This is a genomic window from Saccharopolyspora sp. NPDC049357 (assembly GCF_040677225.1).
GTDB lineage: Bacteria > Actinomycetota > Actinomycetes > Mycobacteriales > Pseudonocardiaceae > Saccharopolyspora.
The window spans coordinates 1-14,898 of the sequence record NZ_JBFAQJ010000004.1; the positions used below are offsets into that span (position 1 = coordinate 1).

Annotated in this window: 14 protein-coding genes, 1 pseudogene and 1 riboswitch; of the genes and pseudogenes, 9 read left to right on the forward strand and 6 right to left on the reverse strand. The window is 71.0% G+C overall.

Going from position 1 to position 14,898, the window contains the following annotated elements; genetic code table 11:
• From AB0J91_RS04570 to AB0J91_RS04580, 3 genes and pseudogenes are all read left to right on the forward strand, one after another.
• Positions 1-166: pseudogene (locus tag AB0J91_RS04570) on the forward strand (Crp/Fnr family transcriptional regulator); the annotation flags it as partial.
• Between the two features lie 62 nt (positions 167-228).
• Positions 229-1,608 (forward strand): family 2B encapsulin nanocompartment shell protein, encoded by a 1,380-nt coding sequence (locus AB0J91_RS04575; RefSeq protein ID WP_363864129.1) that lies wholly within the window; start codon positions 229-231, stop codon positions 1,606-1,608.
• 16 nt (positions 1,609-1,624) lie between these two features.
• The gene (locus AB0J91_RS04580) at positions 1,625-2,668 is read left to right on the forward strand and encodes a family 2 encapsulin nanocompartment cargo protein polyprenyl transferase (RefSeq protein ID WP_363864131.1); all 1,044 of its coding nucleotides are present in this window, start codon (positions 1,625-1,627) and stop codon (positions 2,666-2,668) included.
• A gap of 103 nt (positions 2,669-2,771) precedes the next feature.
• Here the strand turns inward: AB0J91_RS04580 and AB0J91_RS04585 are convergent, their stop codons facing one another.
• Together AB0J91_RS04585 and AB0J91_RS04590 are read right to left on the reverse strand one after the other, a co-directional pair.
• Positions 2,772-4,100 carry a cytosine permease gene (locus tag AB0J91_RS04585; protein WP_363864132.1) on the reverse strand — a complete coding sequence of 443 codons (1,329 nt, stop codon included), beginning with the start codon at positions 4,098-4,100 and terminating at the stop codon, positions 2,772-2,774.
• A riboswitch (TPP riboswitch) is annotated at positions 4,091-4,204 on the reverse strand. Its footprint overlaps the gene before it by 10 nt.
• Positions 4,205-4,240: 36 nt before the next feature.
• Entirely contained in the window at positions 4,241-5,758 is a 1,518-nt protein-coding gene (locus AB0J91_RS04590) for a helicase HerA-like domain-containing protein (RefSeq protein ID WP_363864134.1), read from the reverse strand.
• Positions 5,759-5,999: 241 nt separating this feature from the next.
• On the opposite strand from AB0J91_RS04590, the gene larE reads away from it, so the two are divergent.
• The 4 genes from larE to AB0J91_RS04610 all read left to right on the forward strand — a co-directional run bounded on the left by larE (position 6,000) and on the right by AB0J91_RS04610 (position 9,122).
• Positions 6,000-6,818, forward strand: a complete 819-nt coding sequence (gene larE, locus AB0J91_RS04595; RefSeq protein ID WP_363864136.1) for an ATP-dependent sacrificial sulfur transferase LarE — start codon at positions 6,000-6,002, stop codon at positions 6,816-6,818.
• The gene (gene larB, locus AB0J91_RS04600; RefSeq protein ID WP_363864138.1) at positions 6,815-7,477 is read left to right on the forward strand and encodes a nickel pincer cofactor biosynthesis protein LarB; all 663 of its coding nucleotides are present in this window, start codon (positions 6,815-6,817) and stop codon (positions 7,475-7,477) included. Before larE ends, larB begins: the two co-directional genes overlap by 4 nt.
• The gene (gene larC, locus AB0J91_RS04605; RefSeq protein ID WP_363864140.1) at positions 7,474-8,610 is read left to right on the forward strand and encodes a nickel pincer cofactor biosynthesis protein LarC; all 1,137 of its coding nucleotides are present in this window, start codon (positions 7,474-7,476) and stop codon (positions 8,608-8,610) included. The genes larB and larC overlap by 4 nt, the downstream gene beginning before the upstream one ends.
• Positions 8,611-8,687: 77 nt before the next feature.
• Positions 8,688-9,122, forward strand: coding sequence for a VOC family protein (locus tag AB0J91_RS04610; RefSeq protein ID WP_363864142.1), 435 nt, complete (start codon positions 8,688-8,690; stop codon positions 9,120-9,122).
• Between the two features lie 54 nt (positions 9,123-9,176).
• Here AB0J91_RS04610 and AB0J91_RS04615 read toward each other — a convergent pair whose 3' ends face one another.
• The 4 genes from AB0J91_RS04615 to ligD all read right to left on the reverse strand — a co-directional run bounded on the left by AB0J91_RS04615 (position 9,177) and on the right by ligD (position 13,651).
• On the reverse strand, positions 9,177-11,270 hold the full coding sequence (locus AB0J91_RS04615) for a xanthine dehydrogenase family protein molybdopterin-binding subunit (protein WP_363864144.1): 2,094 nt from the start codon (positions 11,268-11,270) through the stop codon (positions 9,177-9,179).
• Positions 11,267-12,253 (reverse strand): xanthine dehydrogenase family protein subunit M, encoded by a 987-nt coding sequence (locus AB0J91_RS04620; RefSeq protein ID WP_363864146.1) that lies wholly within the window; start codon positions 12,251-12,253, stop codon positions 11,267-11,269. Before AB0J91_RS04620 ends, AB0J91_RS04615 begins: the two co-directional genes overlap by 4 nt.
• Complete coding sequence (locus AB0J91_RS04625; RefSeq protein WP_363864148.1) at positions 12,250-12,735, reverse strand: 2Fe-2S iron-sulfur cluster-binding protein; 486 nt, start codon at positions 12,733-12,735, stop codon at positions 12,250-12,252. Before AB0J91_RS04625 ends, AB0J91_RS04620 begins: the two co-directional genes overlap by 4 nt.
• 64 nt (positions 12,736-12,799) lie before the next feature.
• Positions 12,800-13,651, reverse strand: a complete 852-nt coding sequence (gene ligD / locus AB0J91_RS04630; RefSeq protein ID WP_363864150.1) for a non-homologous end-joining DNA ligase — start codon at positions 13,649-13,651, stop codon at positions 12,800-12,802.
• Positions 13,652-13,814: 163 nt separating this feature from the next.
• Between ligD and AB0J91_RS04635 the strand changes: the two genes are divergently transcribed.
• Together AB0J91_RS04635 and AB0J91_RS04640 are read left to right on the forward strand one after the other, a co-directional pair.
• Positions 13,815-14,039: a hypothetical protein gene (locus tag AB0J91_RS04635; protein WP_132624037.1), complete on the forward strand. Its 225-nt coding sequence runs from the start codon at positions 13,815-13,817 to the stop codon at positions 14,037-14,039.
• Positions 14,040-14,077: 38 nt separating this feature from the next.
• Entirely contained in the window at positions 14,078-14,878 is an 801-nt protein-coding gene (locus tag AB0J91_RS04640) for an exodeoxyribonuclease III (RefSeq protein ID WP_363864152.1), read from the forward strand.
• Positions 14,879-14,898: the final 20 nt, after the last annotated feature.

Below are 14,898 nucleotides of genomic sequence, written 5' to 3' on the forward strand. Positions count from 1 at the left end.
GACCGGCCTTCCCGACGAGTACCGACCCGGGTTGTCGGTGCGGTTCATGGGGGTCAACGAGCAGGCGGTCATCTCCTACCTGGTCAGCGCCTACTACTCGGCGGCGGTGATGGTCCCGGACGCGCTCGGCGTGCTCGAGCACGTCGAACTGGGCCGCGAGAGCTGAACGCGCGGGCCGGCCGAGCACGCCGGCCCGCACCTCTCCCCGATCAGAGGAGCTGAAACATCTTGACCGCCACCGAGAACCCTGCTCTGAGCCTGGGCACGCAGGCTGCGCGCAGGCTTTCCACGACCACCAAGACGCAGCCGCAGATGCAGGGCAAGTCCTCCCGCTGGTTGCTGAGGATGCTGCCGTGGGTCGACATCGAGGCAGGCACGTACCGGGTCAACCGGCGGCTGACCTGCGCCTCCGGCGACGGCCTGATCAACTTCACCAACGCCGGCGACCAGGTGCGCGTGATCCCCCGCGAACTCACCGAACTGCCGCTGCTGCGCGGCTACGACGACGATTCGGCGCTCAGCGCGCTCGCCGACCGGTTCGTGCAGCGCCACTACGAGCCGGGCCAGCTGATCTCGGTCCGCGGGAACCCGGCGACGGAGGTGGTGCTGATCGCGCACGGCAAGGTCGACAAGATCCGAAGCGGCGAGTACGGCGAGGACTCCGTCACCGACACGCTGGCAGGCGGCAGGTTCTTCGGCTCCCAGGTGCTGGCGACCGCGCAGTCCACGTGGGACAGCACCTACCGCGCGGTCACGCCCTGCATCGTGCTCACCCTCGACCGCGTGGCGCTGCACGAGGTCACCAGGCAGTTCGACGAGCTGCGCGCGCACGTGGCCGCCGAGTACGCCTCGCCGGCACCTCCGACCAACAAGCGCGGTGAGATCGACATCGCGCTGGCCTCCGGACATTCCGGCGAAACCGCGTTGCCCGGAACGTTCGTCGACTACGAGCTCGCACCGCGCGAGTACGAGCTCAGCGTTGCCCAGACCGTGCTGCGCGTGCACAGCCGCGTCGCCGATCTCTACAACCAGCCGATGAACCAGACCGAGCAGCAGCTCCGGCTCACCGTCGAGGCGCTGCGCGAGCGCCAGGAGCACGAACTGCTCAACAACCGCGACTTCGGCCTGCTGCACAACGCCGACCTGCAGCAGCGGCTGCACACCCGCACCGGGCCACCCACCCCGGAGGACCTCGACGAACTGCTCTCACGACGCAGGAAGTCGCGGTTCTTCCTGGCGCATCCGCGCACCATCGCCGCGTTCGGCCGGGAGTGCAACAAGCGCGGCGTGTACCCGCAGACCACCGAGGTGCAGGGGCACGCGGTCCAGGCCTGGCGCGGCGTGCCGATCCTGCCCACCGACAAGATCCCGATCAGCGGCAAGGGCACCACCTCGATCCTGTGCATGCGCACGGGCGAGGACGACAGCGGCGTCGTCGGGCTGCGCCAGACCGGGATCTCCGGCGAGCACGAGCCCGGGCTCTCGGTGCGCTTCATGGGCATCAACGAACAGGCGGTCCTCTCCTACCTGGTCAGCGCCTACTTCTCCGCCGCGGTGCTGGTCCCGGACGCGCTCGGCGTCCTGGAGAACGTCGAAGTAACCCGCTGAGCGAAGGGAACCCGCGATGACGACGTTGGAGCAGGACGAGAACCGCGCCGGTCAGGCCTTCGAGGCGCTGACCAGCAGCCGAACCATGGTCGAGCCGGCGCTGCGAGCGGCGGTGGACCGGCTTTCGGACCGGATGCGCCAGGTCGCCGGCTACCACCTGGGGTGGCTCGACGAGCGCGGAAACCCCGTGCGCGCCGACCGCGGCAAGGCGATGCGGCCGACCTTGGTGCTGCTCAGCGCCTCGGCCGTCGGTGGCGATCCGGCCGACGCGGTGCCCGCCGCGGTGGCCGTGGAATTGGTGCACAACTTCTCGTTGCTGCACGACGACGTGATGGACGGCGACGTCACGCGCCGACATCGACCGACGGCGTGGACGGTGTTCGGCAACGCCACCGCGATCCTGGCCGGGGACGCGTTGCTCACCCTGGCGGCCGATGTGCTCGCCTCGTCGCAGCACCCGGAGGCGGCGAGCGCGGTGCGGATGCTCAGCAGCGCGACGCTCGCTCTCACCGACGGGCAGAACTCGGACCTGGAGTTCGAGACGCGCGCCGACGTGGACGTCGCCGCGTGCCAGCGGATGGCCCGCGACAAGACGGGTGCCCTGCTGGGGTGCGCGTGCGCGCTCGGCGCGCTGCACGGCGGCGGCTCACCGGAGCAGATCACCAGGATGCGCAGCTTCGGCGAGCGGCTGGGACTGGCGTTCCAGCACATCGACGATCTGCTGGGGATCTGGGGCGATCCGGCGATGACCGGCAAACCCGTGTTCTCCGATCTGCGCACCCGCAAGAAGACGTTGCCGGTGGTCTCCGCGCTGACCTCGGGCTCCAGCGCGGGCCAGCGGCTGGCGTCCCTCTACTACCGGGAGCAGCCGCTGGTCAGCGGCGAGCTCGCCCAGGCCGCCGAGCTCGTCACGCTCGCCGGCGGGCGGGCGTGGAGCCAGGCCCAGGCCGATGAACTGCTCGCCGCGGCCTTGACCGATCTCCGCAGAGCGGAGCCGGAGGAGGACGCGGCGGAAGCGCTCACCGCACTGGCCCACCTGGTGACGCGCCGGGACCACTGAATCCCGGCGCCCGGAAACGACGGCTCCAGCCACCACCGCCGCCCCTCCTGGCTGGAGCCGTCCCCGGTCACCGGGTGGTTCGCCGCGAGGCGAACCACCCGGTTTAGGAGGCCTTCCGGCGGCTGCGGGCGAGCAGGCCGATGATGCCCGCGGCCAACGCGGAGATGACGAACGAGGTCAGGGCCGCGCTCATCCAGGTGGGAACGGTGAAGCCGATGGCCTCGCGGGCGCCGGTCCACAACTCGGTCCACCAACCCAGTTCGCCGGGGTTGATCAGCTGGAAGGTCGCGAAGCCCAGCAGCCAGGCGATCAGCATCCCCCAGCGGGAGGGGGCCTGCGCCGAGACGTCCCACTCGCGGTTGCGGGCGTTGTAGAAGTAGTCCACCGCCAGCACGCCGAACATCGGCACGAACACCGATCCGATCAGCAGCAGGAAGTTGGAGAACTGCTCGATGTCCATCGTCAGCGCGGCCAGGGTGCTGATCACACCGACGATCAGGCTCAGCAGCCGCCGATCCGTGCTGGGACGCAGGTTCTGGATGGACACCGCGGTCGAATAGGTGTCGGCGAAGGACTGGTCGACCTCGCGCAGCACCAGCACCGCGAAGAACAGCACGCCCAGCGGCGCCGCCAGCAGCGGGTCGAACGCCTTGTCCCCGTCGAACCCGACCAGCGCCAGACCGAGCAGACCCAGCAGGTAGCAGGCGATCTGGGTGACCGAGTAGCCGACGGTCGCCGCGGTGAACGCGCCGCTCGCCGACCGCGAGTGCCGCGAGTAGTCCGAGGCGACCGGAAGCCACGACACCGCGACGGCCAGCGCCGCGTCGGCGCCCGGCCAGAACCCCTCCCAGGACCCGTCGTTCATCGGCGGCAACGGCTGGCGCAGGAGCTGCACGAAGAAGTAGACCATCGCGATGAGCACCGCGATGCTCACGTAGCGGCGCAGCAACCGCAGCGCGCCCAGGGGGCGCAAGGTCAGCGCGGTGGTGAGGGCCCCGGCGATGAGCACGTACAGCCACTGCGGTCCGCCGCCGAACAGCGCCTCGGTTCCCTGGGCGATCACCAGCAGTTCGAAGGTCCCCCAGCCGACCAGCTGGAGGATGTTGAGCACGGTCGGCACGTAGGACAGCCGGGTGCCGAACAGGCCGCGCAGCAGCATCATCGCCGGTGCGCCCGTGCGGGCACCGGGGATGGCCGCGATGCCGACCATCAGGCTGCCCAGCACGGTCCCGACGACGGTGGCCGTCACCGCGGCCGCGAAGGACAGCTGCGGCACCCCGGCGGGCGCGAGCACCGCGAGCGCACCGCTGAAGCCCAGCAGGCTCACGCCGAGGTTTCCCCAGAAGGCTCCTTGGTCGAGCACGCCCAGCGTTCTGGGGGCCGGTTCGTCCAGGGTGTTCGGAACTTCGGACCGTTCGACGTCAAGCGCCATCGACAGCTCCCTACGCCGGCATTATCCGGACAGGTTCTGCGGTCGGTGGCGCGATGCGTGCCACCCTCTCAGCCCGATCCGCCCGAGCTCCCGCGTGGATAAGTCGGGCAGACCTTACCTGATCGAGTGAAGCGGGTCGGTCAGCGCCTCCTGTTGCCGAACAGCCCGCGGGTGACCTCGCGGCCGACGGCGCTGGCGGCGGAGCGGAAGAACGAGCGCACGGCGGGGTTCTCCATCGCCTTCTGGAACATCCCCGCTTCCTCGCGCGCACCCTTCTGCTGCGGGACCTGCCCTTCCGGGGCAGCCGGCTCGGCGACCTTCTGGGCGAGCTTCTCGTAGGCGGACTCGCGATCGATCGTCTCGGAGTACTTGGCGTGCAGGTCGGAGGACCGGGCGGAGGTGCGGACCGCGTCCTCGCCGATGGTGCCCATCAGCGAGCGCGGTGGGCGCAGCCGCGTCCAGGCCACCGGCGTCGGAGCTCCGGTCTCCGACAGCACGGTCACGATCGCCTCCCCGATGCCGAGGCTGGTCAGCGCCTCGTCGAGCCGGTAGTGCTCGGTGGTCGGGTAGGTCTTGACGGTCTTGGACAGCGCCTTCTGGTCCTCGGGGGTGAACGCGCGGATCGCGTGCTGGACGCGGGCGCCCAGCTGCGACAGCACCGCGTTGGGCAGGTCGGTGGGCAGCTGGGTGCAGAAGAAGACGCCGACTCCCTTGGAGCGGATGAGCTTCACGGTCTGCTCGATGCGGTCGAGGAACGCCTTGGAGGCGTCGTTGAACAGCAGGTGCGCTTCGTCGAAGAAGAACACCAGCTTCGGCCGGTCCAGGTCACCGGCTTCGGGCATCTCCTCGAAGAGCTCGGCCAGCAACCACATCAGGAACGTGGAGAACAGCACCGGGTTGGTCTGCACGTCGTCGAGCTCGAGCAGGTTGACCACGCCCTTGCCCTCGGACTGCCGGAGCAGGTCGGCCACTTCCAGCTCGGGTTCGCCGAAGAACTCGTCCCCGCCCTGGGCCTCCAGGTTCGACAGGGACCGCAGGATCACCCCGGCGCTGGCCGCCGAGACACCGCCGATGCCCTTGAGATCTTGCTTGCCCTCGTCGCTGGTCAGGTACTGGATGACCGACCGCAGGTCCTTGGTGTCCAGCAGCGCGAGTCCGCGCTGATCGGCCCAGTGGAAGATCAGCCCGAGGGTGGACTCCTGGGTGGCGTTGAGCCCGAGCACCTTGGCCAGCAGCACCGGCCCGAAGCTGGTGATCGACGCCCGGATCGGCACCCCGCGGCCTCCGGTGCCCAGCGAGAGGAACTGCACCGGGTAGGTCGCGGCCTGCCAGTCGTCGCCGACGTCCTGGGCGCGCGCGGTGAGCTTCTCGCCGCCCTCGCCGGGCTGGGCGAGTCCGGACAGGTCGCCCTTGATGTCGGCGAGCACGACGGGCACCCCGGCGTCGGAAAGCTGTTCGGCGAGCAGCTGCAGCGTTTTGGTCTTGCCGGTGCCGGTCGCTCCTGCGACCAGGCCGTGCCGGTTGAGCGTGGCCAGCGGGATGCGCACCTGCGCCGCGGCGTCCGCCTCGTTGTCGATGACCACCGCCCCGAGGTCGACGGCGGCTCCGCCGGAGGTGTATCCGTCCGCGATCTGCTGGGCGGCGTCGTTGTCGGTCACCGCAGTCTCCTCCCGTCGGCACGTTCCCCTCGGAAGGTAGGTCGATCCCGCCGCCGAGCTGGGGAGTGCCACTCGGTCGAGGGACAAGCGGGCGCGTCCGCACTAGCACCCCGAACGAGCCGCCAAAAGGCTCGTTGACCACCGGAAAGATCTCCTTCGACGGCATGGGATGGATCGCTCGTTGGAGTTAGAGTCTGGTCGGACCACATGGCTGTGATCGAGCGTGCGTGAGGAGTGCGTCGTGACCGGATTGGACCGCCTGCGGGCGCGCGTCAGAACCGAGGATTCCCTGGTCGTGGCGTTCTCCGGCGGCGTGGACTCGGCGCTGCTGGCCGTGGTGGCGCACCAGGAGCTGGGAGCGCGGATGCTCGCGGTCACCGCCGTGTCCCCGAGCCTGGCCGCCGAGGAGCGCAGGCGGGCCAAGCGCTTCGCCCGCGAGAACGGCCTCGCCCACGTCGAGGTCTGCACCGACGAGGCCGACCGGCCCGAGTACGCCGCCAACGACGGGAACCGCTGCTACCACTGCAAGTCCGCGCTGTTCGACGCGGTGGAGCCGCTGGCGGCGACGATGGGCGCGAGCATCGCGCTGGGCACCAATGTGGACGATCTGGGAGATCATCGGCCGGGTCAGCGCGCGGCGGCGCAGCGCGGCGCGATCGCGCCGATGGTCGACGCCGGCCTCACCAAGGCCGACGTCCGCGAGGCCAGCGCCGAGCTGGGTCTGTCCACTGCGGACAAACCGGCGGCAGCGTGCCTCGCCTCCCGCGTCGCCTACGGCGATCCGGTCACCCCGGAGGTGCTGGCCCGCATCGAGCGGGCGGAGGAAGCCGTGCACGCCCTGGGGTTCCCGGTGTGCCGGGTCCGCGCGCACGGTCAGGGCACGGTGGCGCGCCTGGAGGTGCCCGCCGAGGACATCGACCGCGCCGCAGCGCACCACGCCGAGCTCGACGCCGCGGGCCGGGAGGCGGGCTTCGAGTTCTGCGCGCTGGACATGGCCGGTTTCTCCAGCGGCCGGATGAACGTGCTGCTTCCGCTGCTGCCCACCAGGACGGCATCATGACCGGCTTCAGCGATCTCGGTTACGCCAGGGTCGACACCGACCGGGAATCCCGCCAGGGGCTTCCGGAGGTGGTCTACGGGCCCGGCAAGCGGCCGGAGGAGATCACCGGCATCGTGACCGAGCTGCTGGCGCGCAGCACGGGCCCGGTCCTGGTCACCAGGGTGGAGCCCGAGGTCGCGGCAGCGGTGCGGGTGCCCGGCGGCGACTACGACGAGACGGCGCGGCTGCTGGTGTGGCGACCGGCGGAACAGCGGGATTTCCGGTTGTGCGTGGCCACGGCGGGCACGTCGGACTGGCCGGTCGCGGCGGAGGCGGACGCGGTGGCCTCCGCGATCGGCCTGCGCACCCACGTGGTCCGCGACATCGGTGTGGCCGGCATCCACCGGCTGCTCGCCGCGAGCGAGGACCTCGAGCAGGCCGACGCGGTGGTCGTGGTGGCGGGCATGGAGGGCGCCCTGGCCAGCGCCGTCGGCGGGCTGGTGTCGTGCCCGGTGATCGCGGTGCCGACCTCGACCGGGTACGGCGCCGCGCTGGAGGGCGTGACGGCGCTGCTGGCGATGCTCACCTCGTGCGCGGCCGGGTTGACGGTGGTCAACATCGACTCGGGCTTCTCCGCCGCGATGGCCGCGCACCGGCTGGCCGCGGTGGCCCGGCGATGATCCTCTGGCTCAACCCCGCGACCGGGCTCTCCGGCGACATGCTGCTGGGCGCGCTGCTCGGACTCGGCGCCCCGCTGGAGGAGGTGCGGGCGGCGATCGAGTCCACCGGCCTGCGGGGGTGGTCCCTGGACTCCGAGCGGGTCCAGCTGGACGGGATCGCGGCGACCAAGGCGGTCGTTTCCGCCGACGACGACGTGCCCGAGCGGCACGCGGCGGACCTGATCGAGCTCGCCTCCCGCGCGCGGCCGGAACCCGTGGCGCGGATGGCGGTCTCCGCCCTCGAAGCGATCGCGCGGGTGGAGGGCCGGCTGCACGACCGCGATCCGGCGGAGGTGCACCTGCACGAGGTCGGCGGTCTGGACACCATCGTGGACACCGTCGGGGTGGCGGCGGCGTTGCACGAACTGTCGGTCACCGCAGTGCATTCCGCTCCGATCGCGCTGGGATCGGGCACGGTCCGCTGCGCGCACGGGGTGCTCCCCGCACCCGCTCCGGCGACGTTGCGCCTGCTGGAAGGCGCGGCGGTGGTCGGCGCGGACCTCGCCGGGGAAACGGTCACCCCGACGGGCGCGGCCCTGGTCTCGGCGATGGGCACCCGCTTCACCCCTCCCCCGGCGATGACGCTCGGCGCCACCGCCTACGGGGCCGGGACCAAGCGCTTCCCGCAACGCCCGAACGTCCTGTCGGCCTCGCTGGGGTCCTCCCCCTCGGAGGCGCAGACGATGGTCGTGGTGGAGTGCAACGTCGACGACGTCACCGGCGAATCCCTGGGCCACGTGGTCGAACGGCTGCTCGACGCCGGGGCCGCCGACGCGTGGACGAGCCCGGTGACGATGAAGAAGTCCCGCCCGGCCCACGTGCTGCACGTGCTGTGCGCCCCCGGTGTCGAGGCGGCGCTGACCGAGATCGTGCTGGCGGAGACCGGCACGCTCGGCACCCGTCGGCACGAGGTCCAGCGCACCGCGCTCCCCCGCCGCACCACGACCGTTTCCGTGCGGGGACATCGGATCCGCGTCAAGCACGGCCCGCACCGCAGCAAACCCGAGCACGACGACGTCGCGGCCGCGGCGAATGCCCTCGGCCTGCCGCTGCGCACCGTCACCGACATGGCCCTGGACGAGGCGCGCGACTGAGGACCCGCCCGAACCCGTTCAGTCGAATCCCGGTTCGTCACCGGAGCCTGTCGGCCCGACTCGGTACCATCCGACGCATGGCCATCAAGTTCGAGAACGTCGGCATCGCCGTGCGCGATCTCGAAGCGACGATCTCCTTCTTCACCGATCTCGGTCTCACGGTCGTCGGCCGCACCACGGTCAGCGGTGAGTGGACCGACACCGCTGTCGGCCTCGACGGCAACCACGCCAACGTCGCGATGCTCGAGACGCCGGACGGCGGGCACGTCGAGCTGTTCGAGTACATCCACCCGGAAGCGATCGAGACGGCGCCCACCCGTCCCCACGAGATCGGCATGCACCGCATCGCCTTCTCGGTCGACGACATCGACGAAGCCCTCGCGACAGCCGCGAAGCACGGATGCCATCCGCTTCGGGGCGTGGCGACCTACGAGGACGTCTACAAGCTCACCTACGTCCGCGGCCCCAGCGGCATCCTCGTGATGTTCGCCGAGGAGCTGCAGAAGAGCTGACGGCCGGGGCGATCACCGAACTGCCACTGGCACCGCCGAGCAACGCAATTGCTCCTAGAGGAGCCCGACGAGCTTGTCCGGCGTGATGGGCAGGTCCCGGATGCGGATTCCCGTGGCGTGGTGCACGGCGTTGTCAACGGCGGCCGCCGTTCCCACGATGCCGAGTTCACCGATCCCCTTGGAGCCCATGGGATTGACGTAGGGGTCCTCCTCGGTGATCCAGTCGACGTCGATGTCGCCGACGTCGGCGCAGGCCGCGACGTGGTACTGCGCCATGTCGCGGTTGAGCACGTGACCGAAGCGGGGGTCGACGTGGGCCTGCTCGTGCAGGGCCATCGACAGGCCCATGGTCATGCCTCCGAGCAGCTGCGAGGCGCCGGTCGTGGCGTTGATGATGCGACCGGCGGCGAAGATGCCGAGCATGCGCGGCACCCGGACCTCGCCGGTGTCGGCGTTGACCCGAACCTCGGCGAACTGGGCTCCGAAGCTGTGCATCGCGAAGCGCCCGCGGTGCGGGTTGTCGGGCATCCGGCCGGTCACCGACACGCCTTCCTCCGGCACCGCACCTCCGTTCGGCAGCTCCATCTTCAGCCGCCGCGCGGCGTCGACGATCGCCGAGCCCCAGCAGGTCGTTCCGCTCGACCCGCCCGCGCCGGAGGCCCACGGCAGGTCGGTGTCGCCGATGCTCAGCGTGACCCGGTCCAGTTCGGTGTCCAGGGCGTCAGCGGCGATCTGGGTCAGCGCGGTCCACGCGCCGGTGCCGATGTCGGCCGCTCCGATCAGCACCCGGTACCGCCCGTCGGGCCGCGCGTGGATGGTCGCCCGCGTGCCGGGCATGGACACGACCGGGTAGGTGGAGGCCGCCACGCCGGTGCCCACCAGCCAGGGCCCGTCGCGGTGGCTGCGCGGTGCCGGGTCGCGATCGGCCCAGCCGAACCTGCGGGCGCCTTCGCGCAGGCATGACACCAGATTCCGGCTGGAGTAGGGCAGCCCGGTCTCGGGATCGGTGTCGGGCTCGTTGCGGATGCGGAACTCGACGGGGTCCAGCCCGCAGGCGATGGCCATCTCGTCCATCGCGGTCTCCAGGGCGTACATCCCCGGGCACTCGCCGGGCGCGCGCATCCACGTGGGGACCGGGATGTCCAGCCTGGCCAGGCGATGGGTGGTCCGCCGGTTCGCGGCCGCGTACATCATCCGCGCGGGAATCCCGGCCTGTTCGGCGAACTCCTTGATCCGCGCGGTCTGGGCGACGACGTCGTGGCCGACGGCGGTCAGGCGCCCGCTGGAGTCCGCTCCGAGCCGCACCCGCTGGATCGTGGCGGACCGGTGCCCGGCGATCGGGAACACCTGCCTGCGGGTGAGCACCAGCTTCACCGCGCGCGGTTCGACCCGGCGCGCGGCGAGGGTCGCCGCCACCAGGTGCGCGTGCGCGGGCCCCTTGGATCCGAACCCGCCGCCGACGTGCGGTGCGACGACGTGGACGTGCTCGCGGTCGATGCCGAACAGCTCGGTCAGCGCGTCGCGGACCCAGTGCACTCCCTGCGTGGAGTCGTAGACGGTGAGCTCGCCCTCGGACCACGCGGCGGTGGTGGCGTGCGGTTCCATCGCGATGTGGTGCTCTTGCGGCGTGCTGTAGACGGCGTCGTGCACGATCGCCGCTCCGGCGATCCCGCTGTCGAAATCACCCTGCTCGCTGTCGGTTTCGAATCCGGCGTTGACCCGGTCGGGCCGGACCAGGTCGGTGCGGTCCGCGGACAGCACCACGTCGTGCTCGGCCTCGTCGTACTCCACGCGCACGAGACCGGCTGCGGCGCAGGCGATCTCGGAGGACTCCGCCAGCACGACCCCGATGGGTTGTCCCCGGTAGCCGATCTCGGGCGATTGCAGGACCGCGAGTTCGGCGTCGGCGGTGGAGGCCAGTGCCGGCGCGTTCTCGTGGGTCACCACGTCGAGGACACCGGGTTCGGCGAGCGCCGCCGCGGTGTCGATGGCGGTGATGCGGCCCCTGGCGACGCGCGACTGCACCAGGTGGGCGTGCACCGGCGCTTCGACGGGGTGCTCGGCGGCGTAGAGGGCGCGGCCCCGGACCTTCGAGTCACCTTCGAGGCGTTCGACCGGGGCGCCGATGATGCTGGTGGCGGTGCTCATCGCGGCACCCCCGCCAGGTCCGACAGCACCCCGGTGATCATGTTGCGCACCAGGGGGACCTTGAACTCGTTGCCGGGCAACGGGTCCGCCGCTTCCAGCTCGGCATCGGCGGCCCTGCGGAAGGACTCGGCGGTCGCGGTCGCACCGCGCAGCGCGTCCTCGGCCGCGACGGCCCGCCAGGGCTTGTGCGCGACCCCACCCAGCGCCAGCCGCACGTCGCGGACCGCTCCGCCATCGACGTCGAGGGCCGCGGCCACCGAGACCAGCGCGAAGGCGAAGGAGGTCCGGTCGCGGGCCTTGCGGTAGCGGGAGGTGGAGGCGAACCCGAGCGGCGGCACGTCCACCGAGGTGATCAGCTCGCCGTGTTCGAGCACGGTGTCCCGCTGGGGTTCGTGGCCGGGCAGGCGGTGCAGGTCGACCAGGTCGATGCTGCGGCTCCCGCTCGGCCCGACGGTGTTGACCACGGCGTCAAGGGCCACCAGCGCGACGGCCATGTCGGACGGGTGGGTGGCCACGCACTCGCGGGAGGCGCCCAGGATGGCGTGCTCGCGGTGGAACCCCTCGCGCGCCGGGCAGCCGCTTCCGGGCTCGCGCTTGTTGCACGGCGTGGTGATGTCCTGGAAGTAGCCGCACCGGGTGCGCTGCAGCAGGTTCCCGCCGGTGGTGGCGAGGTTCCGCAGCTGTGCCGAGGCCCCGGCCAGCACCGCCTGGGACAGCACCGGGAAGCGCTCCCGCACCAGCGGGTCGGAGGCCAGGGCGCTGTTGGTCACCGAAGCGCCGATCCGCAGCCGGCCGTCGCAGTCCTCGATCCGGTCCGAGGTCAACTTCCGCACGTCGACGAGGACCTCCGGCGCGGCGACCTCCAGCTTCATCAGGTCGACCAGGTTGGTGCCGCCCGCCAGGAACTCCGCGCCGGGGGTGTCGGCGAGCACGCTCACCGCCGAGTCGACGTCGCTGGCGCGCTCGTAGTGGAAAGGTCTCATCGGGTCACCACCTCGCCGACGGCGCGGACGATGTTGGCGTAGGCGCCGCAGCGGCAGATGTTGCCGCTCATCCGCTCCCGGATCTCACCGGCGAGGTCCGCGCCCTCCGCCGTGACCGCGCTGGGTTCGCCGGCCTCCAGCTCGCCGATCGCGCCGACCGCGGAGACGACCTGGCCCGGCGTGCAGTAGCCGCACTGGAAGGCGTCGTGCCGGATGAACTCGCGCTGGACCGGGTGCGGCTCACCGAGCCCGTCGGCGGTGCGCAGATGAGCGCCGTCGTGCGCCACGGCGGGCATCAGACAGCTGTTGACCCGCCGGTCCTCCAGCAGCACGGTGCAGGCGCCGCACTGGCCGTGGTCGCAGCCCTTCTTCGTGCTGGTGATCCCGAGTCGTTCGCGCAGCGCGTCGAGCACGGTCGTGCGGGTGTCCACGGTGAGCCGGTGCTCGGTGCCGTCCACGAACAGGGTGATGTCGGCGTCCACGATCCCTCCAACGTCGTGCGTCCACCTCGCTTACCCGAACCCGCACCGACCCATGCACGACCGATCAGTGCAGGTCGCGCCACGGGTCGGATTTCTGGGCGAGGCGGCGGGCCATGTTGCTCAACCCGTACGAGCGCGGGTTCGCCCGGCCGAGCTCGTCGAGGTCGAGCGGGGTCGCCGCCGGCGCTCCGGGGCGTGCCCGCAGCGAGTAGGGGGCGATCATGGTCTGGCCGTAGGCGTTGCGGTTGGTGTCCAGGAAGATCCGGTCGCCGCGCTTGTTCTTGCGCTGCTCGGTGGTCAGCCGCTGCGGATCGTCGCGCGCCGCGCGTTCGGCCATCTCGCGCACCTGGGAGCGGACCTCGTCGAACCCGCGGTCCCCGTCCAGCGGTGCCGCGACGTGGAATCCCTTGCCGCCGGTGGCCTGCAGGTGCGGAGCGAATCCCTCGTCGGCGAAGCACCGGCACATCGTGCGCACCACGTCCCGCAGCGCGGCGATGCCGACGTCCTCCGGCGGGTCGAGGTCGAGCACCGCGAGCACCGGGTGTTCCAGGTCTTCCACTGTGGACAGTGCGATGTGGAGTTCCAGGCACGCCTGGTCGGCGAGGTAGAGCAACGTCTCCTCGTCGTCGACGAGCACGTGGTGCACCGGAGGCTCGCCGCTGCGCTGCGGAACCGAAGCGCGCGGGATCCGGTCCGGGAAGTGCCTCGACGCCTCCTTCTGGAAGAAGCCCTCCGCCCCGATCCCGTCCGGGAACCGGCGCAGCGTCACCGGCTTGTCCCGCGCGTGCGCGATCAGCTGACCGGACACCGCCCGGTAGTAGTCGAACACGTCCTGCTTCTTGAAGGAGTCCTGCGGGTAGAGGACCTTGTCCGGGTTGGACGGTCCGGTGCGGTCCTGCGTGTCGTTTCGCGGCATGGCAGTGCTGTACCCAGGCATCGGAACCCCTATTCACCTGGACGTGAGCAGCGTTCGCAGCACGCCGTTAAAACATTCGGGTGACAACGGGAACCGGCGGCCGTTGTTTTTGTTCCTATTGGCTGTAAGCGAGTTGCGGCGAACGCCGAGCAAGGAGATCTCGATGGAGCAACACGTGCACGCAGAGCTCATCGGCGGCCCGGAAGACGGCCGGTCGTTCATCATCCCCGCCGTCGACGCGGACTTACCCATGGGCGAGTTCGCCTTCCCCTCGCCCCGCGACGGAGAAGACCCCTGCTCGCCCTACGCCTGCTACAACCGGCGTGACCAACGCGCCGACGGCGTGTGGCGCTACCAATACGCCGGCGAGCAGAACGTCGCCCCCTAGCCCGTCCGGCCGTCAGAGGGCTGTGCCAAGCTGCCGCCATGCGGATCGCCACGTGGAACGTCAACTCGGTAGGAGCCCGGCTGCCCAAGCTGCTGGACTGGCTCGGCACGGCCGAGCCGGACGTGCTGTGCCTGCAAGAGCTCAAGTGCGCCGAGGACGCCTTCCCGTTCGACGAGGTCGGTGAGCTCGGCTACGAGATCGCCGCGCACGGGACCGGCCGCTGGAACGGCGTCGCCGTGCTCTCCCGCGTCGGCCTGACCGACATCCGCCGAGGACTGCTCGACCAGCCCGGCTTCCAGTCCGACGGCTCCCTGTTCGAGGCGCCCGAACCCCGCGCGGTCGCCGCGACCTGCGGCGGGGTCCGCGTCTGGTCTGTCTACGTGCCCAACGGTCGCGAGGTCGGGCACGCCCACTACGACTACAAGCTGCGCTGGCTGGACGCGCTGCGCGCCACCGCGGTCGAGGAGCTGGCCGCCGACCGCCCGTGGGCGGTGCTGGGCGACTTCAACATCGCCCCCCACGACGAGGACGTGTGGGACATCGCCGCCTTCGAGGGCAGCACCCACGTCACCCCGGAGGAGCGCAAGGCGCTCACCGCGCTGACCGAGTCCGGCCTGACCGAGGTGTACCCGCGGGCTCTGAAGTACGACGTACCGTTCACCTACTGGGACTACCGGGCGCTGCGGTTCCCGAACAACCAGGGCATGCGCATCGACCTCGCCTACGGCAACGAGGCGTTCACCAGCGCGGTCACCGACTCCTACGTCGATCGCAACGCGCGCAAGGGCAAGGGCACCTCCGACCACGCCCCGGTGGTCGTCGACCTCGACCTGGGCTGATCCACCCGGCACGTCCGGGC

Bases quoted from the DNA above. Each gene is read 5' to 3' on its own strand.
- AB0J91_RS04635 (WP_132624037.1), top strand. From the start codon at position 13,815: ATGGAGCAACACGTGCACGCAGAGCTCATCGGCGGCCCGGAAGACGGC.
- AB0J91_RS04580 (WP_363864131.1), top strand. From the start codon at position 1,625: ATGACGACGTTGGAGCAGGACGAGAACCGCGCCGGTCAGGCCTTCGAG.
- AB0J91_RS04620 (WP_363864146.1), bottom strand. From the start codon at position 12,253: ATGAGACCTTTCCACTACGAGCGCGCCAGCGACGTCGACTCGGCGGTG.
- AB0J91_RS04615 (WP_363864144.1), bottom strand. From the start codon at position 11,270: ATGAGCACCGCCACCAGCATCATCGGCGCCCCGGTCGAACGCCTCGAA.
- larC (WP_363864140.1), top strand. From the start codon at position 7,474: ATGATCCTCTGGCTCAACCCCGCGACCGGGCTCTCCGGCGACATGCTG.
- ligD (WP_363864150.1), bottom strand. From the start codon at position 13,651: ATGCCGCGAAACGACACGCAGGACCGCACCGGACCGTCCAACCCGGAC.
- AB0J91_RS04640 (WP_363864152.1), top strand. From the start codon at position 14,078: ATGCGGATCGCCACGTGGAACGTCAACTCGGTAGGAGCCCGGCTGCCC.
- larB (WP_363864138.1), top strand. From the start codon at position 6,815: ATGACCGGCTTCAGCGATCTCGGTTACGCCAGGGTCGACACCGACCGG.
- AB0J91_RS04610 (WP_363864142.1), top strand. From the start codon at position 8,688: ATGGCCATCAAGTTCGAGAACGTCGGCATCGCCGTGCGCGATCTCGAA.
- AB0J91_RS04585 (WP_363864132.1), bottom strand. From the start codon at position 4,100: ATGGCGCTTGACGTCGAACGGTCCGAAGTTCCGAACACCCTGGACGAA.